The sequence below is a fragment of the Arcobacter sp. L genome (assembly GCF_000284235.1).
In the GTDB taxonomy this organism is placed as follows: domain Bacteria; phylum Campylobacterota; class Campylobacteria; order Campylobacterales; family Arcobacteraceae; genus Aliarcobacter; species Aliarcobacter defluvii.
This window is the reverse complement of record NC_017192.1, coordinates 1252811-1277338: the sequence shown is the minus strand read 5'-3', so window position 1 is coordinate 1277338 and position 24528 is coordinate 1252811. Positions and strand designations below refer to the sequence as shown.

General features: G+C 25.6%; 27 protein-coding genes. 11 read left to right on the top strand and 16 right to left on the bottom strand.

The annotated features are described in order from the left end of the window. The 4 genes from ABLL_RS06380 (at position 1) to fliP (ending at position 3401) form a co-directional block, all read left to right on the top strand. On the top strand, positions 1-324 hold the full coding sequence (locus ABLL_RS06380; RefSeq protein ID WP_014473962.1) for an EscU/YscU/HrcU family type III secretion system export apparatus switch protein: 324 nt from the start codon (positions 1-3) through the stop codon (positions 322-324). Between the two features lie 62 nt (positions 325-386). After that, complete coding sequence (locus ABLL_RS06375; RefSeq protein WP_014473961.1) at positions 387-827, top strand: hypothetical protein; 441 nt, start codon at positions 387-389, stop codon at positions 825-827. Continuing rightward, positions 824-2611, top strand: coding sequence for a penicillin-binding protein 2 (gene mrdA, locus ABLL_RS06370; protein ID WP_014473960.1), 1788 nt, complete (start codon positions 824-826; stop codon positions 2609-2611). The genes ABLL_RS06375 and mrdA overlap by 4 nt, the downstream gene beginning before the upstream one ends. Before the next feature lie 61 nt (positions 2612-2672). Next, complete coding sequence (gene fliP, locus ABLL_RS06365; protein ID WP_014473959.1) at positions 2673-3401, top strand: flagellar type III secretion system pore protein FliP; 729 nt, start codon at positions 2673-2675, stop codon at positions 3399-3401. Positions 3402-3405: 4 nt separating this feature from the next. On the opposite strand, the gene ABLL_RS14670 is transcribed toward fliP, so the two are convergent. Together ABLL_RS14670 and ABLL_RS06355 are read right to left on the bottom strand one after the other, a co-directional pair. Continuing rightward, entirely contained in the window at positions 3406-5199 is a 1794-nt protein-coding gene (locus ABLL_RS14670) for a HAMP domain-containing sensor histidine kinase (protein ID WP_014473958.1), read from the bottom strand. 9 nt (positions 5200-5208) lie between these two features. Continuing rightward, the gene (locus ABLL_RS06355) at positions 5209-6081 is read right to left on the bottom strand and encodes a sulfurtransferase (protein WP_014473957.1); all 873 of its coding nucleotides are present in this window, start codon (positions 6079-6081) and stop codon (positions 5209-5211) included. Positions 6082-6337: 256 nt separating this feature from the next. Here ABLL_RS06355 and ABLL_RS06350 point away from each other — a divergent pair, with 256 nt between their 5' ends. From ABLL_RS06350 to ABLL_RS06335, 4 genes are read left to right on the top strand one after another with little or no spacing between them, the layout of a single operon-like run. Next, positions 6338-7693 (top strand): TolC family protein, encoded by a 1356-nt coding sequence (locus tag ABLL_RS06350; RefSeq protein ID WP_014473956.1) that lies wholly within the window; start codon positions 6338-6340, stop codon positions 7691-7693. Beyond that, positions 7693-8451, top strand: a complete 759-nt coding sequence (locus ABLL_RS06345) for an efflux RND transporter periplasmic adaptor subunit (protein WP_014473955.1) — start codon at positions 7693-7695, stop codon at positions 8449-8451. The genes ABLL_RS06350 and ABLL_RS06345 overlap by 1 nt, the downstream gene beginning before the upstream one ends. Before the next feature lie 9 nt (positions 8452-8460). After that, positions 8461-10020, top strand: coding sequence for an efflux RND transporter permease subunit (locus ABLL_RS06340; RefSeq protein ID WP_014473954.1), 1560 nt, complete (start codon positions 8461-8463; stop codon positions 10018-10020). 10 nt (positions 10021-10030) lie between these two features. Continuing rightward, positions 10031-11686 carry an efflux RND transporter permease subunit gene (locus ABLL_RS06335; protein WP_014473953.1) on the top strand — a complete coding sequence of 552 codons (1656 nt, stop codon included), beginning with the start codon at positions 10031-10033 and terminating at the stop codon, positions 11684-11686. Positions 11687-11693: 7 nt separating this feature from the next. Here ABLL_RS06335 and ABLL_RS06330 read toward each other — a convergent pair whose 3' ends face one another. Both ABLL_RS06330 and ABLL_RS06325 read right to left on the bottom strand, forming a co-directional pair. Then, on the bottom strand, positions 11694-12293 hold the full coding sequence (locus tag ABLL_RS06330; RefSeq protein WP_014473952.1) for a pyridoxamine 5'-phosphate oxidase family protein: 600 nt from the start codon (positions 12291-12293) through the stop codon (positions 11694-11696). An 11-nt stretch (positions 12294-12304) separates the two neighbouring features. Next, a complete protein-coding gene (locus ABLL_RS06325) occupies positions 12305-12670 on the bottom strand; it encodes a hypothetical protein (protein WP_014473951.1) in 366 nt (121 codons plus the stop codon). An 89-nt stretch (positions 12671-12759) separates the two neighbouring features. Between ABLL_RS06325 and ABLL_RS06320 the strand changes: the two genes are divergently transcribed. The 3 genes from ABLL_RS06320 (at position 12760) to argC (ending at position 15708) form a co-directional block, all read left to right on the top strand. Next, positions 12760-14127: a PLP-dependent aminotransferase family protein gene (locus ABLL_RS06320; RefSeq protein WP_014473950.1), complete on the top strand. Its 1368-nt coding sequence runs from the start codon at positions 12760-12762 to the stop codon at positions 14125-14127. Positions 14128-14155: 28 nt separating this feature from the next. Next, the gene (locus ABLL_RS06315) at positions 14156-14677 is read left to right on the top strand and encodes a GrpB family protein (RefSeq protein WP_014473949.1); all 522 of its coding nucleotides are present in this window, start codon (positions 14156-14158) and stop codon (positions 14675-14677) included. Positions 14678-14754: 77 nt separating this feature from the next. Next, positions 14755-15708 carry an N-acetyl-gamma-glutamyl-phosphate reductase gene (argC, locus tag ABLL_RS06310; RefSeq protein ID WP_014473948.1) on the top strand — a complete coding sequence of 318 codons (954 nt, stop codon included), beginning with the start codon at positions 14755-14757 and terminating at the stop codon, positions 15706-15708. Positions 15709-15735: 27 nt separating this feature from the next. On the opposite strand, the gene ABLL_RS06305 is transcribed toward argC, so the two are convergent. The 12 genes from ABLL_RS06305 to hslU form a co-directional block, all read right to left on the bottom strand. After that, entirely contained in the window at positions 15736-16587 is an 852-nt protein-coding gene (locus ABLL_RS06305; protein ID WP_014473947.1) for a transglutaminase family protein, read from the bottom strand. Positions 16588-16649: 62 nt separating this feature from the next. Continuing rightward, on the bottom strand, positions 16650-17111 hold the full coding sequence (locus tag ABLL_RS06300) for an N-acetyltransferase (protein ID WP_014473946.1): 462 nt from the start codon (positions 17109-17111) through the stop codon (positions 16650-16652). Then, a complete protein-coding gene (gene yihA, locus ABLL_RS06295; protein ID WP_014473945.1) occupies positions 17101-17703 on the bottom strand; it encodes a ribosome biogenesis GTP-binding protein YihA/YsxC in 603 nt (200 codons plus the stop codon). Before yihA ends, ABLL_RS06300 begins: the two co-directional genes overlap by 11 nt. After that, positions 17703-18194: a lipopolysaccharide transport periplasmic protein LptA gene (lptA, locus tag ABLL_RS06290; protein WP_014473944.1), complete on the bottom strand. Its 492-nt coding sequence runs from the start codon at positions 18192-18194 to the stop codon at positions 17703-17705. Before lptA ends, yihA begins: the two co-directional genes overlap by 1 nt. Positions 18195-18205: 11 nt before the next feature. Next, a complete protein-coding gene (locus tag ABLL_RS06285; protein ID WP_014473943.1) occupies positions 18206-18736 on the bottom strand; it encodes a hypothetical protein in 531 nt (176 codons plus the stop codon). After that, positions 18727-19224, bottom strand: a complete 498-nt coding sequence (locus ABLL_RS06280) for an HAD family hydrolase (RefSeq protein WP_014473942.1) — start codon at positions 19222-19224, stop codon at positions 18727-18729. Before ABLL_RS06280 ends, ABLL_RS06285 begins: the two co-directional genes overlap by 10 nt. Then, on the bottom strand, positions 19221-19793 hold the full coding sequence (hisB, locus tag ABLL_RS06275; RefSeq protein WP_014473941.1) for an imidazoleglycerol-phosphate dehydratase HisB: 573 nt from the start codon (positions 19791-19793) through the stop codon (positions 19221-19223). The genes ABLL_RS06280 and hisB overlap by 4 nt, the downstream gene beginning before the upstream one ends. A 9-nt stretch (positions 19794-19802) precedes the next feature. Then, entirely contained in the window at positions 19803-20774 is a 972-nt protein-coding gene (locus tag ABLL_RS06270) for a septal ring lytic transglycosylase RlpA family protein (RefSeq protein WP_014473940.1), read from the bottom strand. Beyond that, a complete protein-coding gene (locus tag ABLL_RS06265) occupies positions 20758-21987 on the bottom strand; it encodes a lytic transglycosylase domain-containing protein (RefSeq protein WP_014473939.1) in 1230 nt (409 codons plus the stop codon). Before ABLL_RS06265 ends, ABLL_RS06270 begins: the two co-directional genes overlap by 17 nt. A gap of 35 nt (positions 21988-22022) precedes the next feature. Beyond that, positions 22023-22811, bottom strand: a complete 789-nt coding sequence (locus ABLL_RS06260; protein WP_041654730.1) for a TatD family hydrolase — start codon at positions 22809-22811, stop codon at positions 22023-22025. 14 nt (positions 22812-22825) lie between these two features. Further along, on the bottom strand, positions 22826-23131 hold the full coding sequence (locus ABLL_RS06255) for a hypothetical protein (protein ID WP_014473937.1): 306 nt from the start codon (positions 23129-23131) through the stop codon (positions 22826-22828). A gap of 63 nt (positions 23132-23194) precedes the next feature. Then, positions 23195-24523 carry an ATP-dependent protease ATPase subunit HslU gene (hslU, locus tag ABLL_RS06250; protein WP_014473936.1) on the bottom strand — a complete coding sequence of 443 codons (1329 nt, stop codon included), beginning with the start codon at positions 24521-24523 and terminating at the stop codon, positions 23195-23197. Positions 24524-24528: the final 5 nt, after the last annotated feature.

The following is a 24528-nucleotide window of genomic DNA, read 5'->3' as shown; positions in this document are numbered from 1 at the left end:
ATGCAAGAAAATATAAATAAAAACTTTGTACAAAAAGCCGTTGCACTAAAATATGATATTGAAAAAGATAATGCACCAAAATTAACAGCAAAAGGAAAAGGGGAAACTGCATCTAATATCATAAAAATTGCAAAAGAAAATAATATTCCTATTCAAAAAGATGAAGATTTAATAGAACTTTTATCTCAGATTGATATTGATAAAGAGATACCAGGTTCTATGTATAAAGCTGTTGCAGAAATTTTTTCCTTTATTTATGATTTATCAAATAATAAAAAAGATATTGATGAAAAGTTAAAAAATAAAACACAAAATAGAATTTGAGGTTTTATAAGAGTTTTTATAATATAATCATCACTCAATCAAAAAATAAAGCATAAATTTATATGACAAGAAACAACCTAGATAATCCATTATTTTTATTTATTGTATTAGTTATTGCAATTACTGTTAATACTATTGCATCTATACATTTTTTACTTATAATGCTTGCTGGAATAATTTTTACAGCTTTTTATAGATGTTTAAAAAAAAGATATTTGTATTCATTAACTTTTGTTATTTTGGCATTTTTATTTATCGAAATTAATAGTGGATTAAAACCATTTTCATTAAGCCTTTTATCTTTATTTATTTATATTTTTATTCTGCCAAAAGTTGATAATTCAACTTCATATAATTTAACAAATAGTTATATTTATATACTTTTTTTCTATATTGGTCTAATTATTATGTGGTCTTTATCTTTTGGTATGGATGAACGAATATTTTTATCATTAGTTGTAAATTTAATCATAGATTTAATATTTTTTGGAGTCTTTCTTTGAACATAAGATTAAACATAATTTTTTTAATAATCATAGCAATAATAGTTACCCTACTTTCAAGAATCTATTTTTTAAGCATAAAATCAAATACATATTATGAAGAATTGTCTAAAAATAACTACATAAATAGAGTTAATAAAATACCTATTAGAGGAATTATTGAAGATAGAAATGGTGAAAAATTGGCCATTAATGAAATGGGGTTTTCTGTATTAGTAAAACCACATCTAAGTTCATATAAGAATAAAGAACAATTAGAAAAAACCATCGATTTAATTGTAAAAAATTTACCTCAATATGAAAAAGATAAATTAATAAAAGAGTATAAAAAAAATGATTCCTCATATAATCATGATTTTATTCAAATAATTGATTTTGTTCCTTATGAAGAATTTTTTTCAAAATATACCATTTTAGCTTCAGAAGATGATATAAAAATTGAATCTTCATCAAAAAGATATTATCCACAAAAAGAAGTAGCTTCACATATAATTGGTTATGTAGGTAAAGCCTCAAAATATGATATTTTAAATAATAGCTTATCTTCATATAATGGAATTATTGGGAAAAATGGTTTAGAAAAATATTATAACTCAAAACTTCAAGGAGAAATGGGTTACAAAGATGTTAAGGTAAATGCTTTAAATCAAGAAATAGAAATATTAAATGAAAAAGAAGCTTCAATTGATAACAATATTAAAATTACTCTTGATATAAATCTTCAAAGATATATTCAAGAGTTATTCACAGGGAAAAGTGGTGCAATTGTTGTAATGGATGCAAGAAATGGAGAATTACTTGCTGCAGCATCTTTTCCTGAATTTGATAATAATATCTTTGCAAGAGGTATTTCTGTAAAAGAATGGAATGAGATGAGAAATGATTTTAACCATCCTTTTACAAATAAAATTATAAATGGTTTATATCCTCCTGGTTCAGTTATAAAAATGGGAGTTGGTTTATCATTTTTAGAAAATGGTATCAAAGAAAATTTTACAGTAAATTGCTCTGGTTCTCTTCCTATTGGAAATAGAAATTTTAGATGTTGGAAATCAACTGGACATGGAACAGTTAATTTTAGAAAAGCAATAAGTGAAAGTTGTGATGATTTTTTTTATAAAGGAAGTCTAAAAATAGGAATAAATAAAATTTCTCACACTTTAGATAAATTAGGATTTGGACAACAAACAGGAGTTGATCAAATAAATGAGTTTGTAGGAGTAAATCCAAATAAAGAATGGAAAGAAAAAAAGTACAATCAACCTTGGTACGTGGGAGAAACAGTTATCACATCTATAGGTCAAGGGAATATGTTAGTAACACCTCTTCAAATTGCAAGATATACAAGTTATATAGCTACAGGGAAACTTCCAAAACCACATTTTTATAAAGCAAATTATGAAGAACCTAAAGAACTTGATATTCCTTCATCATATTTGGATATTATGAGAAAAGGTATGTATGATGTTTCTTATGCACCAAAAGGAACAGCAAGCAGACATATTAGATCAAAAGTTACAATTGCATCAAAAACAGGTACAGCTCAAGTTGTATCTATTCCTCAATCTGAAAAAGTTAGAATGAAAGAGAGCGAGTTAAAATATTTTGAAAGATCACATGCGTGGATTACAACTTATGCACCATTTGAAAATCCACAATATGTAGTAACAGTTATTGAAGAGCATGGAGGACATGGTGGAGAAGCAGCAGGTGATATAGCAAGCAAAATTTATGATAAATTATATGATTTAGGATATATCTCTATTCCTGAGCAAACTAAATAATGAATACCCTTTTAAAGATTTTTTAGATAATATTGGCTTCATTTTTTAAATAGGATTTTTTTTGAAAATTATAATTTCTCTTTTGTTTTTTTCTATTTTTGCATTTGCAGAAGATACAGCACCAATTGTAAACTTATCAGTTGCAGCACTAAATGAACCAGCACAATTTGTAAAAACTATCAATATTGCGATTATTCTAACTTTAATGGTATTAGCTCCAACGTTAATACTTATGGTTACTTCATTTACAAGAATTGTAATAGTATTTTCTTTATTAAGACAAGCAATGGGATTGCAACAAACACCTCCTACTCAAGTTGTTATTTCTTTATCTTTAATTTTAACTATTTTTATTATGGAACCTTATGCAAAACAATCTTGGAAAGATGGTGTAGTTCCATATATGGATGAAAAGATTGGTTATGAAGAAGCTTTTGAAAAAGGTGTTAAACCATTTAAAGATTTTATGATTAAAAATACAAGAGAAGCTGATTTAGCACTATTTTATAGAATAAAAAAAGAACCAAATCCTAAAAATATAGATGATGTACCTTTAACTTTATTAATGCCAGCATTTATTGTAAGTGAATTAAGAACTGCTTTTGAAATTGGATTTTTAATATTTTTACCTTTTTTAGTTATTGATATTATTGTAGCTTCAATTCTTATGAGCTTAGGGATGATGATGTTACCACCTGTTATGATATCCTTGCCTATAAAGATTATCTTTTTTATTGTAATTGATGGATGGCAATTAATAATTGGAAATCTAGCACAATCCTTTAAATAAATATTTATTTAAGAGGTAAAACAATAATAAAATTTGCACCTATATAACTTTTATTTTCATACATAAAAGTTTTATTTGAAACTTTTAATTCACCTTTTGATTTATCTATAATTATTTTAGACATATATAAACCTATTCCTGAGCCAACTTTTTTATCTTTTGTACTAAAATGACTATCAAAAATTTTATTTATAATATCTTCTCTAACTCCACCTGCATTATCTAAAAATTCTAAAATTAAATTATTATTTTCTATTTTTGAACTAATTTTAATGAGTTTTACATTTTCATTCAGATTTTCTAAAGAATCTATTGCATTACTTAAAATATTCATATAAACTTGAATAAGTTCATTCTCATAACCTAAAATAGAAATATTTTTTATATCCTTTATAACTACAATATCTTTCTTTCTAAGTCTTGAAGACAATAACACTAAAGATTTTTCAATAGATTCAGATATAAAGAACTCTTTTTTTTCTATTTTATTGTTATAAAAGTCTCTAAAATCATCTATAGTTTTAGACATATAATTTGCTGATTTCGTAATATTATTTAATCCTTCTTTCAAGAAATTATCGTCTAAAATATTCAACTCTTTATTTAAAAGAATACCTGAGGTTAATGTAGTGATTGTTGAAAGTGGTTGTCTCCATTGATGGGCAATATTTTCTAACATTTCTCCCATAGCAGCAAGTTTAGATTGTTGTAATAAAAGTTGTTGATTTATTTCTAGTTGGTTTTCTATCTCTTTTTGTTTAGTTGTATCTAAAAAAGATGCTATATAATAAATTATTTCACCTTTATCATTTAAAACTGATTGAATAATTAAATGTTCATTAATAATTGTTCCATCTTTTCTTAAATTATTTATTTCTCCTATCCAGAAGTTATTCTTTTCTAAAGAATCATACATATTTTTATAAAAATTTATATCATGTAATCCTGATTTTAAAATAGCTGGAGTTTTTCCTATAACTTCATCTAAAGTATATCCCGTTATTTTTGTAAATGATTTATTTACTTGAATTATTTTTTGTTTTGCATCAGTTATTATCATTCCACTTTGTGTCTCAAAAGCAGCAGAAGCAACCTTTAATACATAATAAGAATTTTCAATTCTTTCTAACATTTTATTTACTTCTTTATAGAGTTTTCCAAATTCATTTGTTTCATTTGTAATAACTCTTTTACTTAACGCTTCTGTTTTATCAATTCTTTCAAGAAAACAAACTAATTTTAAAATTGGTTCTGTAAATTTTGTAGCAAAAAAATTTGCAAGTAAAAAAGAAACTCCTAAAGCATATAAAAAAATCAAGATTATTATGAAAATGTCTCTTTTTATAATATCACTTAAAGATTCTATTTTGAACTCAAATGATACAACACCCAAATAAGTTCCTTGATAGATTACTTTATGATAGATTTTTACTAAATTATCAAATTTAAGAATTTTATCAATATTATCAAAATTTATTTTTTCTACCTGAAAACTTTTATTATCTATATTGTACTGAAGTATTGCATTTGCATCTTTTTTGTATAAAACTAACTTTTGAAGATTTGTAAAAGATTTTAATTGAGTCGATATATCAGCTGCTGCTGATACATCATCTAAAAGAATAAGTTTTCCAACATCTTGAGAGATAACAATTCCAATAGTATTTGATAATTCTAAGGTTTTTTTGTATTGTTCATTCATATACCAAGAAACAAATCCAATATAACCTAAAGCACTCGTGATTGAAGTTACAGCTAAAATAATAAGAATTAATTTACTTTTTATGGAATCTTTCATATTTTCAAACTACTTTTTAGATGGATTTTCAATTGGAACAGAGTCATCATTTCCCCATTCCGCCCAAGAACCATCATAAACAGCAGCTTTATATCCCAATTCTTGTAAAACTATATAATTTAACGCTGCATCAGCACCACCATCACAATATAAAAGAACTTTTTTATCTTTTGGTATATCTTTATAAATTTCTTTTAACTCTGAAAGTTCTCTCATTTTATTTCCTGTTGTATTTACTTGGAAATTTTGTGTACAAGCATAGTTTTTGGCTGTTGGAATATGTCCAAATCTTTTTGCTATTGATTTTTTACCATCATAATGTTCTTCTTGTCTTCCATCAATAATAGTTTTATTTCCTATTGAAAGTAAAGTACTTAATTTTGTTTCTATTTTTGAGTTATCAATTCTTGGAATAAATTCACTTTTTAAAGCAACTGTGTCTTGTGTTGAAATTTCAAAATTATTCATCAGTTCTTTTCCATAAGCAACTTTTAAAATCCCAACATTTTCATGACCTAAAGTTTGAAGTATCCAATAAAATCTAGCTGCCCAAATAAAATCACCATTATCATATGCAACAACTAATTTTTCTGAATCTATTCCTGCATCACTAAATATTTTTTTTAAAATATCAAGTTTTGGCATAAAAAAGTTTTCATCAAATAAGGATTTTAAACCTGGAATATTTACTGCATTTTTAAGATGACCTTTCTGATATTCATCATAAGGACGTAAATCAACAATTACAACTTTTGGATTATTTATATTTGTTTTTAGCCACTCAATAGGTGTAATAGCTGGTATTAATCTTTCTTGAGAATTTGAATATAAATATGAAATTAAAAGAAAAATCACAAGTGGTATTTTGGACATTTTTTTCATTATAGACCTTTTATACAAAAACTATAAATTTTAAGAAAAAATAGATAAACATAAGTTTAAAATATTTATTAAAATATTAAAAGTTTTTTTATCAAATTTAAAAAAATAATTATATCTATAAAATTCTTTAAATAATCATATATTATAATTATAAAAACTATTAATTATATATAATTTTATTTTATAATATAAATGATATAATTACCTTTTTTACAATATAATATAAGAAACTTAAATTAAAATAGGAATACTTTTTATGCATAAGATTTATTTATCTTTAATCCTAGCAACTATGACTTATGCTCAAAGTGTAAACTTTGATGAAGTTTTGGAACAAACTTTGAAAAATAGTAAGGATTTACAACAACAACAATTAAATATTGATTCTTCTAAACTTGATTCACAAATGATTGATTCTATAAATTATGGAAAATTAGCAATAACTGAAGAATTTAGTAGAACAAATCATGCTGGATATGTTTTTAATTCAAAACTCTCTTCAAGAGAAGCAACTTTTAGAGATTTTGGTTTTGCTCAAGTGGGAGATATGAGTAATTTTGATATTCAACCTGTAGATTTAAATTATCCAGATGCTAGAAACAATTTCAATACAAAAATCACTTATGACATTCCACTTTTTACTGGTTTTAAACTATCTAATCAAAAAGATATTTTAAAACTTCAAGAAAAAGCAAATGAACTAAAATATAATCTTGATAAAAAAACTTTAGAACTTGAAGTTTTAAAAGCATACAATAGTGCAGTTGTTGCAAAAGATTTTGTGCAAGCTTTAGAAAAAGGAAAAATTGCTGTTTCTAAAATAGTTGAAGGTGCAAATGCCTTTCATAAAGAAGGCTTTGTAACAAAAATTGATGTAAATGAAGCAAAAGTTTATGAGCTTAATATAAATGCTAGTTTAATTGAAGCAAAAAACAATTTTCAATTAGCCTTAGCATACCTTAGATTTCTTAGTTCAAATGATGAAATAAATGATGTACAAGAACTTGAAAATAGATATTTCCATTTTCCAAATGAAAAAGAATTATATAAAAAAGCATTAGAAAATAGAGATGAAGTTAAAATGCAAGATATTCAAGTAAATGCAACTAAAAAAAGTATTGAAATAGCAAAAAGTGCATATTATCCAACTGTTTATTCTCATTTAGAATATGGTTATAACGATAATAAATTAACACTTGATGATGATAAAGATTATTATATGGCTTTAGTTGGAATTTCACTTACTTTATTTGATGGAACAAGAGATATTGAAAAAGAGAAATCAAAAATTGAATATGCAAAAGCAACTTTAAATCAAGAAAAATTAAAAGATGCAATAAAACTAGAACTAAAAAAAGCAATTTTAGATTTAGAAGCTAAAGATGCTATTTTAAAAGAGAAAGTTGAAGCAAAAAACTTAGCAAGTAATGTACTAGAGCAAGCAAAATTACAGTATAAAAATAGATTAATTTCTATGACAACTCTACTTTCACAAGAAGCAAATTTTAGAAAAAATGAATCTATGTTAATTCAAGCAAGATATGAAAAATCTCTTGCTTTAGCAAATATAAATCTTATTTTAGGGCAAAATATTAAAGAGGAAAATAACTAATGATAAAAGCACTTTTAACAACACTTTTTTGTATAAATTTATTTGCTGGAAATCAAATAGAATTATCAGGAACTGTAGAATCAGATAATGAAAAAATCATAACAAGCAGAAATATGGGTTACATAAAAGAAGTTTATGTAAAAGAAGGTTCAAATGTAAAAAAAGGTGATATTTTATACGAAATTGACTCATCAAATATTGATTCAAATAAAAAAGAGATAGAACTAAATCTTCAAATTTTACAAAATCAAAAAAATAATATAGAAGTAAATCTAAAAAGATATAAAAATCTATTAGAGCAAGATTTAGTATCACGTTATGAAGTTGAACAAATGGAGTTAAATTTAGCAAATACAAAAAATATGTTAGATATTACAAAAGCAAAATTAAAAGAGATAAATACACAATATGATTATCTAAAAATCAAAGCTCCAAATGATGGACTAATTATCAAAAAATCTATAAAAGCTGGTGAAATGTCGATGCCTGGAATGCCAGCGTTTGTTTTAACTGATTTATCAACTTTATTAATAAAAACAAATATTTCAGAATCAAATCTAAATAATATAAAACTTGGTCAAAAAGTCGATCTTGAAATCACTTCTCAAAACTTTAAAACACAAGGAACAATAAGTGCTGTTATTCCAAATACAGTTGATTTAACGCACTCATTTATACTAAAAATTAGTTTTGATAAAAAAGATTTTAATATCTATCCTGGAATGTATTCAAAAATTTTGCTTAATTTAGAAAATTAGGAAGAGTTGATGAATAATAATTTTGATAAAAATTTGAATATCGCAGGAAAACTTTCCTTATCTTTTATAAATCATCCTCTTACAATGATTTTTGGAATATTTATTTTAGCTTTAGGATATATTTCACTTCTAATAATGCCAAGAGAAGAAAATCCACAAATAAAAGTAAGTGGTGGAGTTGTTATAGTTGCACTTCCAGGAGCAAAACCTAGTGAAATTCAAAAAGTAGTTATTGAACCACTTGAAAAGAAAATTAGAGAGATTCAAGGTGTTGAAAATATCTACTCTTTTGCAAAAGATTCAGTGGGAATTGTACAAGTTCAATATTATATTGGAGAAAATAAAGAGATTTCAAATCTAAAACTTTATGATCAAGTTATGAGAAATATGGATTTAATGCCACAAAATACAATGCAACCAATAATAAAAACTATGGATATTGATACAGATATTCCAATAGCTACAATTGCATTTTATAGTGCAAAACAAGATGATAAAGATCTAGTTTCAAAAACTGAACTTTATAATGAAGTTAGTCGTATTTCAAAAGAGATAAATAAAATAAAAAATGTTGCTCTTGTTGATTTGAAAGGTGAACATAAAGACCAATTTAATGTTTTAGTTGATTCAAATAAACTTTCAAGCTATAACTTATCTTTAGGACAAGTTATGAAACAAATTCAAGCTTTATCATATCAAACACCAAATATTACAACAAATACAAATGATAAAAACATTGTTGTTTTTGGAATAAAACAAGCAATTGAAAATGTAAAAGATTTAGAAAACCTAATCATCTCTTACAATTTCCAAACACCAATTTATTTAAAAGATATAGCAACAATAGAAAAATCTTATGATATACAAAATAAAAAAGAAGCTTTGATTTATTTAAGAGATGTTATTGAAGATTTTGAAGAATCAAATCAAATTACTCTTAGTGCTTCAAAATTAAAAGGTTCAAATTCTGTTACAATTAATAAAGAAATCTTTTCTTATATGGATTCAATAAAAGATGAATTATTAGCAAAAAATATAAAATACACTATTACAAGAGATGATGGATATACTGCTAATAATGCTGTAAATGAACTTGTTATGAATCTATTAATTTCTATAATAATCATAGCTATATTACTTATTTTTACTTTAGGTTTAAAAGAAGCAATGATTGTTTCATTGATGGTTCCAATGATTTTATCATTAACTCTTTTTACAGGCTTCTTTTTAGGTGAAACTATCAATAGAATTACACTTTTTGCATTGATTGTATCACTGGGAATGTTAGTTGATGCGGCTATTATTGTAATTGAAAATATTCATCGACATAAAAAAGAGTCTCCAAATACAGATATAACTATTTTATCAATAAATGCAACAAATGAGATAGGAAATGCTACAAATATAGCTACGATTGCTATTATAATGACATTTATTCCTATGTTTTTTGTTGGTGGTATGATGGGTCAATTTATGCATCCACTTCCAGTGTTTGTGCCTATTTCTTTAGCTATGTCACTGTTTGTTGCTTATGCTTTTACTCCATATTTTGTAAAAAAATTTTTGTAAGGTATTTAAAATGAAATTAGAAAAATTTATATATAATATTTTACAAAGCAAAACAAAGTCATATTTAGTTTATTTAATAACTTTTATTTTATTTGTTTTAAGTGTTTTAACTTTTCCAACACACATAACAAAAGCAAAAATGCTTCCAAGCAAAGATTCAGATACTTTTTCAATCTATGTTGACTTAAAAGATGGTTCAAGTTTAAGTCAAACAAAAGAAGTAACACAATGTATAGTAAAAAATCTTCAAAAAGATGAAAATATTACAAATATTTCAGCTTTTTTAGGAGAAGGTCAACCTCTTGATTTTGCAGCATTAGTTAAACAAAGTGCTTTAAAAGATAAAGAATCTCAAGCTGAAATAATGGTAAATATTAAAAAAGCAAAAGATAGAGATATTACAAGTTACAATTTAGTAAGTCAATTAAGAAAAAATGTTCAAGAAAAATGTGCTTTATATAATGCAAATATTAAATTCATTGAACTTCCAGCTGGTCCTCCTGTACTTGCTTCCATAGTATCTGAAATTTATGGTGGAAATAGTTTCGAAAGTAGAAGAGATTTTGCGTTAAAAATAGCTCAAATTTTAAAACATCAAACAACTTTAGTTGATATTGATGTATTAGCTGATGATGATTTTATAATGTATGAGCTTGAAGTTGATAATAGCAAAGTTATCATGAGTAAAGTTGATTTAGACCAATTAAAAAATATCTTATATTTAGCATTTGAAGGTATGAATGTTGCTGTTGTAAATAATAAAAATGTGCAAAGTCAGATTCCAGTATTTTTAAGGCTTGATGATTCTAGAACTTTAAAAGATTCTTCAAAAGAGGCATTAATCGCTAAATTAGAAAATCTAAAACTTATGAATAAAGATGGAAATATGATAAATATTTCTGAATTAGTAAAAATAAATGAAATTATAAAAGAGCCAACAATTACATCAAAAAATCTAAATCTAATGATAAATGTTATTGCTGAAACTTCTAAAGATAGCCAAATTTATCCTCTATTAAATGCAAGAGATGAAATGTTAGATACTTTAAATAATGATTATGAAGTAATAAAAACAAATATGTTAAATCTTTCATTTATTGATAAAAAAACAAAAGAGAGATTTGATTTAGTATTTGATGGAGAATTAAAAGTTACAATTGATACATTTATTGATTTAGGTGGAGCTTTTATCATTGCACTTGTTTTAATATTTTTCTTAATGGTTATGTATTATAAAAGTTTTGCAATATCAGGTGGAATTGTATTATCTAGTTTTATTTCAATTATTGGAGTTATCTTTGCTCATGTAATTATGGATTTAATAACACCAGATACATTTTATTTAACAGCAACTTCACTTATAGGATTTATTGGGCTTATTGGAATAAATTCAAGAAATTCAACATTAATTATAGATTTTTCAAAACAACTTGTAATTGAAAAAAATCTTACAATAAATGAAGCAATAGCAAAAGCAACAGCTACAAGATCAAAACCTATTATTTTAACAGTTTTAACGATGGTATTTGCTAGTGCCTTGATTGCAAATGATGCAGTATTTGGAGGGCTTGGAGTTGCACTAATAGGAGGAACACTTATCTCTTATGTTGTTTCTATGTTTTTTGTGCCTGTTATTATAAAAAATCAGTTAAAAAAGATTTTATAAATCTTTTTTAACTATGTATTTTCATCTGTTTTATTGTTTCATCATCTATTTGTAAATTTCTATTTTTTAGTTTTTCCATAACTTTACTTTTTCTCTCTTCATTTAAGTTCTGCCCTACTTTTATCTTACAACTTTGAGTTTCAATTTTTAACTCAATAATTGCAGTTTTATCAAGCATCTTTGTATACATTGCTTTATTATAAGCAATTTCTTCAAAACTATCTTCTTTTTGAAACTTTTTCATCAAAGCATTTAAAACATCAGCTTTTTTATTTCCATCAATTATAAATTCCAACTTTCCTTCAAATAAAACTGAAGCAAAAAATTGTGTTGCTGGACAAGCAGCCATCGTATCACTAAAATATGAAGGTATAAAAGAGTATGGTTTTACTACTAAAAAAGCTGCGTTTGGGTTTGAGTTTATAGCTTCTATTTTTCTTCCTTCTTTTGCACCATGAAAAAAGATAGAATTTTCAAAAAATACAAAATTCAAAGCTACACAATATGGTTTTCCCTGGCTTATTAAACTTAAAGTGCCATATTCACAAATTTTTAATATCTCATTTATACTATTCTCATCTTTTACATCAAACTCTTCTCTTCTCATCTTTTTCCTTCTTATGTTGTTTGATAAGCTTCAAGTATTTCTATTTTCATAACTGCTCTTGCCCACTCAAATTTATTTTTCATCGCTTCATATTCTTCTATATCTTGAAATATTTCTGCTTTTCCTATTATTTTAACTCCGATACCCATTCCATGTAAACCTTCAAGCTCTCTTGTCCCAATAACAACAATTACTCTATCTTCATTTTCTAATATTTCTTCCATTATTTCCATTCCTCCAACTGGAATAAAAAGATTATTATCTTTAAAAATAACAAAAGAATTCCATGTATTTACAATATGAGGAAAATCTTCTCCTTTAGCAACTACACTAAACACACCTTCATGATTCAAAATATTTTCTATTTTTTCATTCATTTTTTTCCTTTTTAAGTAATTATTCGTATAATATCAATATTTTGTACCTAATAAAAGATACACTTTTCAGTTTTCTAATAAGGACAGTTATGTATAAATTTGATAACAATTCACCTCTTTATATTCAACTTTATGAACAGATGAAAAATGAAATAAAAAATGAGCTAAAAGCTGGAGTAAAACTTCCTTCCATAAGAAAAATAGCAAATGATTATAAACTTAGTAAAACGACTGTTCAAACTGCTTATAATCAACTTTGTTGCGAAGGATATATACAAAGTTTTGAAAAGAGTGGTTATTATGTTTGTGAAGAAATTTACCAAAAATTTAACTCTCAAATTGAAAATAAAAAAGATGAAATAAAAGAAGAGAAAAACTATAAAATAAACTTTTTTCCTGCAAGTCTTGATAAAAACTCTTTTCCAAAACAAACGTGGTTAAAACTTTATAATAAAGTTGTAAAAGAAGATGTTCATTATGGAGTATATTCAAATTTTCAAGGTGATTATGAGCTAAGAAAAGAGATAAAAAAATATCTTCTAAACTCAAGAGCAGTTTTGTGTAATACAGAACAAATTATCATCACAAATGGATTTTCTAATTCTATGTTTGTTTTAACAAATATTTTAAAAAAAATTTCAAATAAAGTTGCTATTGAATCTCCTGGATATAAAGTTGCAAGAAAAGTATTTGAGTTATCTTCTTTTGAAATAAATGACATTCCTGTAAATAAAGATGGTTTAGATTTGGATTTTTTAGAAAAAAGTGATTCAAAGATTTTATATACAACTCCTTCACATCAATTTCCAACTGGAATAACAATGCCAATTGCAAATAGAATAAAACTTATAAATTGGGCAAAAAAACATAATGCTTTTATCATTGAAGATGATTATGATAGTGAACTAAGCTATTATAATCGCCCTATTCCTTCTATGCAAAGTTTAGAAAATAGTGATAGAGTTATCTATTTAGGTACTTTTTCAAAAGCTCTTTCTCCTGCGTTAAGAGTATCTTATATTGTTTTGCCAAACTGTTTATTGGATATTTATCATAATGTTTTTGATTTTGTATTTTCACAAGTTTCAATAGATATTCAAAAAACATTGACACTTTTTTTAAAAGAAGGTTATTGGGAAAAACACCTTAGAAAAATCAGAAATTCAAATAGAAAAAAACATAATTTAATGAAAGAGTATTTAAAAAGTTATTTAAAAAATGAGATGAAAATCATAAGAGAAGGAAGTGGCTTGAATTTATTGATAAAACCACTTATTGATATTGATTATGAAAAGCTTGAAAAAACAGCTCAACAAAAAGATGTAAAAATCTATTTTAAAGAGTTTTTTAATCTTGAAAAAGTAATAGCTTTAGGATTTGGTGGTTTTGAAGAGTTTGAAATAGAAAATGCTATAAAAATTTTTAGTGAAATTTGGTTTGAAGTTAAAAAAGTTTAAAATAAATTTTTAGTAAAAAGGATATTTATTGGAAATTTTAAAATATGAAAAAATAGAAGCTTCTTTTAAACCTTGGAATGAGGATTATTTTGATGTTGCAAAAGCTTTAATTGAGTTTATATCTACAAAAGAGTTTGAAGTTATACATATTGGTTCAACTTCATTTATGGTTGGTGGAAAAGGAATAATTGATTTATCAATTTTATATAAAAACAATGATTTAAATAAAGCCATAAATCATATAAAATCTTTAGGTTTTCAAGACCAAATAAGCCAAAATCCTTTTCCAAAAGAACGTCCTAGAAAAGATGGAATAGTTATTTTTAATAATTCAAAATATATTATTCATCTACATGTTATAGAAAACAATTCAATAGAGCATATAAAACAATTAAAATACAAAGAATATATGCTTTCAAATCCAAGTGCAAGAAAAGAGTATGAAAACAAAAAATTAGAGATTTTGAAAAAAGGAATAATTGAACAAGAAGAATATGGAAAAGAGAAATCTCCTTTTGTAAAATCAATTATTACTAAAATCGATATTTAACTACACTTTTAAATCACAAAAAAGAACCTTTTAGATAAACTATCAAAAAATTAATTACTATAAATTTTGAGGAAAAAATGAAATATAAAATATTTGTAGATGGACAACACGGAACAACAGGATTAAAAATCCATGAAATGTTAGATGGACGTGATGAAATAGAACTTTTATCTATAAAAGAAGAAGAGAAAAAAGATTTAAATAAAAGAAAAGAGCTTTTAAATAGTGCTGATTTAGTATTTTTATGTCTTCCTGATGCTGCTTCTATTGAATCAGTTAGTTTAATCACAAATGAAAATGTAAAAGTAATTGATGCAAGCACAGCTTTTAGAACAAATCCTTCTTGGACTTATGGAATACCTGAAATAACTGCTACTCAAAGAGAAAAAATCAAAAATTCTAAAAGAGTTTGTGTTCCAGGATGTCATGCAAGTGGATTAATCATGGCTATGAAACCTTTGATTGTAAATGGGATATTAGCAAATTCTCAAAAATTAATTTGCCATTCAATTACTGGATTTAGTGGTGGTGGAAAAGCTATGATTGATGATTATGAAAAAGCAAAATTTGAAGATATTGGAGGTCAAAGACCTTATGCCCTAACACTTCACCATAAACATCTTCCTGAGATGAAATATGTTTTAGAATTAGATGAAGCTCCACTATTTACTCCAAGCGTTGGAAACTTCAAGCAAGGTATGCTTGTAATGAGTTATTTAGTAAAAAAAGATTTAAAAAAAGCAGTTTCAAGAGAAGAGATTTTAGATTTATATAAAGATTATTATAAAAATGAATTTTTTATAAATATAATAGAAGACAATGATTCATATCTTGATGCAGGTTTATTAAATCCAATGAAATGTAACAATACAAATACTTTAGAGATTTCTGTTTATGAAAATGATACTGATATGGTAGTTATTTCAAGACTTGATAATCTAGGAAAAGGTGCAAGTGGAGCTGCTGTTCAATGTATGAACATTATGTTAGGACTTGAAGAATCTAAAGGTTTAAATTCAAGAAAAAATTAAACAAAAAGTAATTTTCACTTTTTGTTTTTATATTTTTGTAACCCAAACACCAACATTTAAACTTGAACCTGATGAACCAACAAATGAACCTGATATAGGTGAAATATTATCAGGTAATCTTGATACAGCTACAGAAATATGATCTTTTCCTACAATTTCTCCAATTGTTGGGTCAAAACCTATCCATCCACCACCAGGAACATAAACTTCAGCCCATGCATGGGTTGAACCTACTTCGTGAGACATTAAAGGTGCATATAAATATCCACTTACAAATCTCGTAGCCAAGCCTAAACACTTGACAGCTTCCATAAATAAATATGCAAAATCTCTACAAGAACCTGAACCATAATAAAGTGTCTGTTTAGCTGTTTGAACTCCTGTTTCTTCCCTTACTTTATAGATAAAATTATTGAATATATAAGTTGTAAGTTTTTGTAAAAGAGTATATGTTTGAATTGTTTCACCATATTTATAGATATTATATATCCAATTATTTAAAAGAGTTCTTGTATCTTCATCTGGCAAAATCATATATGAAGATAAAATAAAATTGTCATTTGCTAAATATCTAAAAGGATAGTTTATTGCATAATCAGATACGATAAAATCAAGTGGTGTTTCATTATAATGCTGAATAACAACTTCACTTTCAATAAAAAGTTGTTTTGTAGAAATATCAAAAGTTGCTACTGCAACAGAGTTGTCTTCAACATCTCTATGCCAAAATATTTTGGATTTTGGCACGGTTTTTAAATTAAAAGATTCAATCCTTAACTCATGGCTTTCTCTTGGTCTCAAAAGTAAATAATGAGCTTCTAGATTTACATAATTAGAATAATTATAATAAGTTCTATGGATAATTTTGTAATGTTGCATATGTATCCTTAGATTACTTATTTTCTATTTATATCCAATAAAAATTTAAATTTTTTAACCTTTTAAAGGTCAATTACCATTGCTATTTCATCACAAATTGGGAAATGCTTACATCTAATGCAATCTGCCCAGATTTTATGCTCAGGGATCTCTTCTTTTGAAATTTCTCTAAAACCACAACTTTCAAAAAAACCTTTTTCATAAGTTAAAGATAAAAGTTGTTTTATTCCATACTCTTTTGCTTCATTGATACAGGCTTCTACAAGTTTTTTACCAAGTTTTAAACCTCGGAATTCTTTTCCAACAACTAAACTTCTTACTTCTGCTAATCTTGGAGAATGAATATGTGTTGCTGTAAAACCAGCTAATTTTCCATCAACTTCAACAACTGTATAAGAACGAATAGTTGTTGCCATTTCATCTTCTGTTCTAAGTAAGATTTTTCCTTTTTCAACCTCTTCTTTTACTAATGCTTGCATTAGAGGTATATCAGTTACAGTTGGTTTATAAAATCTAATTTCCAAATAAATATCCTGTTATTTTATTTTGAAGGTCAATTATACCTCTTTTTTTAAGATTTGATATAAAAATTCCATCAGGATAAACTCTCTTTAATTGAGCTAGTTCATTTTGTTTCAATTTATCTGTTTTTGTAAAAGCGTGAACTATTATCTGGTCACCTCTTTTTATATCTAATAAAAATTCATCTACATTTTTATCTATTTCAAGCTCAGGATGTCTTGAATCTATTAAATGTACAAATATTTGTAGATTTGGTCTTAATTCTAAATATCCAGTTAAATTTCTATTCCATTCAGCTTTTAAACTTTTTGCAACTTTTGCATAACCAAATCCTGGTAAATCCACAAATCTAGCAAATAAATATGGCATCTCTTCATTTTCAGTTTTAAATTTTATTTCAAAATAATTTATTAGCTGTGTTTTTCCAGGTGTTGAAGATGATTTTGCTAATCCTTTTCTATTAGTCAAAGTATTTAAAAGTGAAGATTTCCCCACATTTGAGCGTCCTAAAAAAGCAACTTCTGCTACATTTGGTGCAGGTGAATCATTTACACTTTGTGCAGATTGCAAAAATTTTGCATCAACTATTTTCATTATTTTGTTCCTTCATTACCACGTTCTACATTTATTATAAATCTAACTGGTTTATTTTCACTACCTTTTACTTTAGCTTCACCACTTAGTTGATTTACATAAATAGTATCTCCATAAATTTTTCTATCATCATTTTTTTCTTGTAAAAATCCATTTCCAATTATTGTATACTCTTGTTTTGCTGGAGTATATATAATTTTGTCACCATTTCCAATATAATGTTTGTCTGTTGTAACTATTTCAAAATCTGCTTTTCCAGTAGCTTCATATTTTAATGGTACTTTATTATTTGTTTTTTTATCTGTAGTAAAATAAACATCAACTCTATTTGCATTTAGTTTATCTTGTCCCATTTTAATTTTTACATTTCCTGTAAAAATAGAGATTCCTTTTTTATCATCTGCTTGAAAGTTTTGTGCATCAATTACCAAAGTTTCAGTTTGTGCAAATAAAATTGTAGAACAGATTAAAGAATAAATTAAATATCTCATTATTTTCCTTTTTAATTTTTTGTAAGATCTATTTCAAAATGTGTATTCTTAGCTGTGATATTATCATTATTAATATCTAAATATAAATTTGTACCTTTAAAGAGATGAGTATTATAAATACTTTCAAAAGGTTTACTATTTTTTGCTATTTTCTTAATATCATCATATATTAATTCATTTGTATTTAATTTTATAAAATCATCTCTTTTATACTTTACATTATTAGTTAAAGTATAAACATCAGCTCTTTTTATAATCAAATCAGCTTTTAGATTTTCATTTTTATAATCTTTTGTAGAATCTTGATTTTTTAATGTAATATTAGCATCAAACATCTCATCTCTTTTTTCATATTTTACTGCATGTTCTGCTATTATTATTCTATGTACACTTTTATCATCTAAAGTATACATAACTGGTTTTTCAAAGACAACTAAAGGTAAATCTTTTCCCATTACATTTTTTTCTAAATTTTTAACAGGAATAAAATAAGAAGCTACTGCAATAAGCAATAAAATAAATATAAAAGATTTTATGCCCATGCGTTTACAAAAGCCTCTTCTAATCCATCTTCTTTAAAAATATATTCAAGCATTTCTCTTACTGCTCCATCTCCACCTTTTCTTTCACATATCACATTTACAAAATCTTTTAAATAGCGTGTGCCATTTGCAGGAGTAAAAGAAAGACCTACTTTTTTTAACATATTATAATCATTTAAGTCATCACCAATTGCAGCAACTTGATTCCAAGACAAGCCTTCTTGCTTTAAAATATTTTCTAAAACCTCTTGTTTATTTTTTACACCTTGATGAAGATGTGTAATATTTAATTCTCTTGCTCTTTTTTCAACTAATGAAGAGTTTCGTCCAGTAATAATAGCAGCTTTTTTCCCAAAATTTTTCGTCCAAACAGCTATTGCTAAACCATCAGCTACATCAAAAGATTTTGTCTCTTCACCAGTCGAAGAATAAGTAATTCTTCCATCAGTTAAAGTACCATCAACATCTAAAACAATTAATTCAATCATAAAACACCTTTTGTACTTGGAATTCCTAACTTCTCATTTTTTACTAAAGCTCGTCTTAATGCAACTGCAAAAGCTTTAAATGAAGCTTCTAAAATATGATGTTTATTTCTTCCTCTATCTTGAATAATATGAACTGTTAATCCTGCATTTCCTGCAACTGCATGAAAAAATTCTTCAACCAATTCAACATCAAACTCACCTACTTTACCACTTACATTTACTTCATAAACCAAATAAGGTCTATTAGATAAATCTAATGCACAAGTTGTTGCTGCTTCATCCATAACAACAGTTGCATTTCCATATCTTTCTACTGCTTGAATTGGAAAAATTGCTTTTTTTAAAGCTTGCCCTAAAACTATTCCACAATCTTCAACTGTATGGTGTGCATCAATATGTAAATCACCTTCGCAAATTAAATCGATATCTATTCCACTATGTTTTGATAAAGCTTCTAACATATGGTCAAAAAAACCAACACCTGTTTTTATGTTGAATTTGCCACAACCATCTAAATTTATTTTACATTTAATATCAGTTTCTTTTGTTTTTCTATTAATTTCTACCATTTTTATATCCTATTTAATAACCATTGCATTAGTTAATCCATTTATATTTTTAAATCTTTGAGCTTCATCATAACTTCCAAAACCTTTTATAAAAACTTTATATAAAGTTTTTCCATTAACAAATACTTTTTCAGATTCAACTTTATTTGAACTAAATTTTCTTTGATAATCACTTTTTGTTTTTTGAGCACCTTCTATTTTACTAAATGCACCAACTTGAATACTATATATTCCATTTGAAACTGGAATTGACTTTGTTTTAGTAGTTACAACTGGTGCTTTGGTAGTGCTTTTTGTAACAACAGGTGTTCCAACTTTTGATGGAATAATAACATTTGTTGTTGTAATCTTATCCTCTTTTATATCCAAAGGTTCAAGAACATCAATATTTTCTGTTTGAACAGTTGGTTTTACCTCATTTTGAGCAAGTTCAGTATAAGGTGCATCTTTATTTTCTATTTCACCATTATATCCAAGAACTGTTATTTTTACATTTGCTGTTCCACGTCTTACCATATCAATTTCATTTGCAGCTTTATTTGATAAATCAATAATTCTTCCTTTTACAAAAGGTCCTCTATCATTAACTCTTACAACTATCGATTTTCCATTATCTAAATTTTCTACTTTTAAAACTGTATTCATAGGTAAAGTTTTATGAGCAGCTGTCATATCGTACATATTATAGACTTCACCATTTGAAGTTTTTTTTGTATGAAAATCTGGTCCATACCAAGATGCTATACCTTCAAATCTATCTCCAATATTAGCAATAAATGGATAGTATTTTATTCCAAATACACTATAAGGTCTCATTGTATATCTATGCATCTCTTTTGAATTATTAATTTTTGAATTTTTTGTATCTTTATAAAATTTCATATAATCATCACTATAATTTTTTTGTGAACAACCAGTAAATAAAAATAAACTCATAATTACTAAAAATAGACTAATCCTCATATTATTTATTAATTTCAATTTTTTCTCCTATTTTTATTAAATTTGATTTTTTATTATTATCAAGTTTTAATTTCTTTAAATTTACTTTATATTTCTTCGCAATTAACTCTAAAGAATCACCTTTTTTTACAATATATATTATTTGTTTTTTCTTGTTTTCTACCACTTTTTTTATAGGTTCTTTTACTTTTATTTCTTGTTTTATTGGTTTCACAAAAAGTATTTTTTGATTGTAAATTTCTACTTTATTATGTGGAATATATATATTATAAAGTTTTGAATCAGTTGGAAGTGTCTCTTTTTTAATATGTTTATTTATACTTTTAAATTCATTGTAATTCATTCCTACAATATTTGCTAAAGATTTTAGTTGTAATCCTTTATGTGCTTTAACTTTTTCTAATTGATATTTACTTTTGTTATTTATACTTTTAAATAAATCTCTATTTGCGATTATTGAAAATGCAACTATTTTTTGAATATAATTTAAACTTGAAGTAGGAAGATATAAATTTTTACTATTATTTTTTACTAAATAAGAAAAATCATAATATCCTTGTCTTTTTCCTATTTGATTATAAATTTCATATAAATTACTTAAACCACTTTTACTTTTTTTATAATCTTCTAAATAACTTTTATAAACTCTTATTGTTCCATCGTTATTTGAATCTGGATTTTCTTCTAAATATTTATCAAGAGAAGCTCTTGCAATACCTTCGATAACTCTTCCTTCTCCACAATTGTAAGCAAGAAGTGCTAAATACCATTTATTGAATTTATTATAATACCGTTTTATATAAGAACTCGCTGCATCTGTAGATTTTACTAAATCTAATCTCTCATCTATAAATTCATCATTTCTTAATTTAAGATTTATAGCTGTTTGAGGCATAATTTGCCATATACCAGCTGGATTTTTCTTGCCCTTTGCATGATTTACAAAACTTGATTCAAGCATTGGAATAAAAAATACTGCTTCTGGAAGATTTTCATTTTCAATTTCTTCTCTTACGATTTGAGCATTTAAAGAAGATTTTTTTAATATATTATTGTAATAATTTATATTTTTATTTGATGAGTATTGTTCAAAGATACTTTGAAAAGAAGATTCATTTACAAAAGAACTATCTAAATCCAAGTCTTTTAATATTTTTAAATCTGATTCATTTGAAATGTTAGCTAAAAGATTATTTACAAAAATAAGTAGTATGAAAAAAAATTTATTCAAAAAGTCCTCTCTTCTTAATATAGCCTAGATTATATCTAAGAAAGACTAGAAAACTCTTTAAATAATTTTTTTGCGTTATTTGTAGTTAGTAGTTGAATATCTTCATCACTAATATTTAATAATTCTGACATTTTTTGAGAAACAAATGTAGTATAAAAAGGTTCATTTCTTTCACCTCTATGAGGATGAGGAGTAAGATAAGGAGCATCTGTTTCAATCAATAATTTATCTTTAGGAATTTTTGGCAAAATCTCAACTAATTTTTTTGCATTTTTAAATGTTATTACTCCACCTATTCCAAAATAAAAATTATGTTCAGCTAAAGGAAGTAAATGTTCACTTGCATTAAAACAGTGTAGAACTCCACCAACCTCTTTTGCATTATTATCAATCAAAATCTGTCTTGAATCATTTGAAGCATCTCTAATATGTACGATTAGAGGTTTTTTAACTTTTTTTGCAAATTCTATTTGAGATATAAATACTTCTTTTTGTTTTTTTATATTTGCAATTTTTTCTTCTTCATTTTCAGGTAACCTAAAATAATCTAATCCACATTCACCAATAGCAATACATTTAGGATGATTTACATATTTTTCCATCATTTCTTCAGTATACATATCTATATCATAAGGATGTATTCCAACAGCAAAAAAAACTTCATCATATTTTTCAGCTAACTTTATAGCTTGTGGTAAATCATTAAAATCAGCTCCAGGGATTAAAAATCCCTTTACACCATGTTGAAGTGCGTTTGATATAACATTATCTATATCTTCATAATATTGTTTGTTGTCTAAATGACAATGGGTATCTATAATTATGATAAATCCTTAACTTATGATAAAAATCTTTTATTTACTAGGTTGATAATATTGTTTATTTGAGAAATATCTGAGGCTTTAATCCAAGCATCTATTCCAAAATTTTTAAAAGCTTCATAATCACTCTCATCATCAATTATAGCAATAGAAACAAATTTATCTTTACATATTTTTGATTTATTTTCTTCAAACTCAAATATTGAATCAATATTTAAAATCACAATATCTGCATCTCCACTTGTTCCTGTATGAAAATACTCAACTGTAAATTCAGGATTAAATAAAGATTCATCTATTTCACAAAATGTCACAATTTTCATAATATTATCTCCCCTTTTTTATTATATTAATTCTATCAAAAAAATTATTAATATCTCTGACTCTTATAAAATGTATCTTGCTGTATCTACATTATCAACAATGTCATCTAATTTATCAGATACAAGTTCTTTTGTAACAACAACTTTTGTACCTTTTTTTTCATCAGCTTCAAAAGATATATCTTCAATAACTTTTTCAATAACTGTATGAAGTCTTCTTGCACCTATATCTTCCGTTTTTTCATTAGCTGTTACAGAATATTTTGCAAATGCTCGAATTGCTTCATCGTCAAATTCTAAATCAACATCTTCAACTGCTAATAACGCTTTATATTGTCTAAGAAGTGAATTTTTTGTATTTGTTAAAATTTTATATAATGCTTCTTCATCCAAAGATTCTAATTCTACTCTTAAGGGAAATCTTCCTTGAAGTTCAGGAATTAAATCACTTGGTTTTGAAACATGAAATGCCCCAGCAGCTATAAATAAAATATGATCAGTTTTTATCTGACCAAATTTTGTTTGAACTGAACTACCTTCAACTATTGGAAGTAAATCTCTTTGAACTCCCTCTTTTGATGGATCTTGTCCATTATTTTTTTTACCTGATGCAATTTTATCAATTTCATCTAAGAAAATAATCCCACCATTTTCACATCTTTTTAATGCTTCAACTTTTATTGCTTCAGAATCAAGTAAACTTTCACTTGCAACACCTCTTAATAAAACTTTAGCATCTTTAATTGTTACTTCTTTTTTAATCGTATCTTTGTTTAATCCACCAAGCATTTTATTTAAGCTTTCTTGCATAGAACTCATATCAAAAGGCATTGATGAATCCAAAATTTCTATATGTGTTTTTTTAGGAATATCTATTTCTATTTTTTTATCGTCTAAAACACCTTCTAGAAGTTTTTTTTCCATAGTATTATATGTTTTAATAAAAGATTCTTTAGCACTCTCACTTGCACTTTCAGGAAGTGGTGGAACTAATTTTTCAATAATTTTTTTATTTACTTCATCATCAATTTTATCTTTTATTTTTTCTTCAAACTCACGTGTAACTAAATTTATTCCTTCATATACTAAATCTCTAATCATAGATTCAACATCTCGACCTACAAATCCAACTTCAGTATATTTACTTGCTTCAACTTTTACAAATGGTAAGCCCATCATTTTAGCTAATCTTCTTGCAATTTCAGTTTTACCAACTCCTGTGCTACCTATCATTAAAATATTTTTAGGCATTATTTCTTCTTGAAGTTTTGGCTCTACTTTCATTCTTCTATATCTATTTCTTAAAGCTAACGCAATTGTTTTTTTTGCATTATTTTGCCCAATAATATAATCATCTAAGTAGGCAACTATTTGCTTTGGCGTCATATCCATACTTT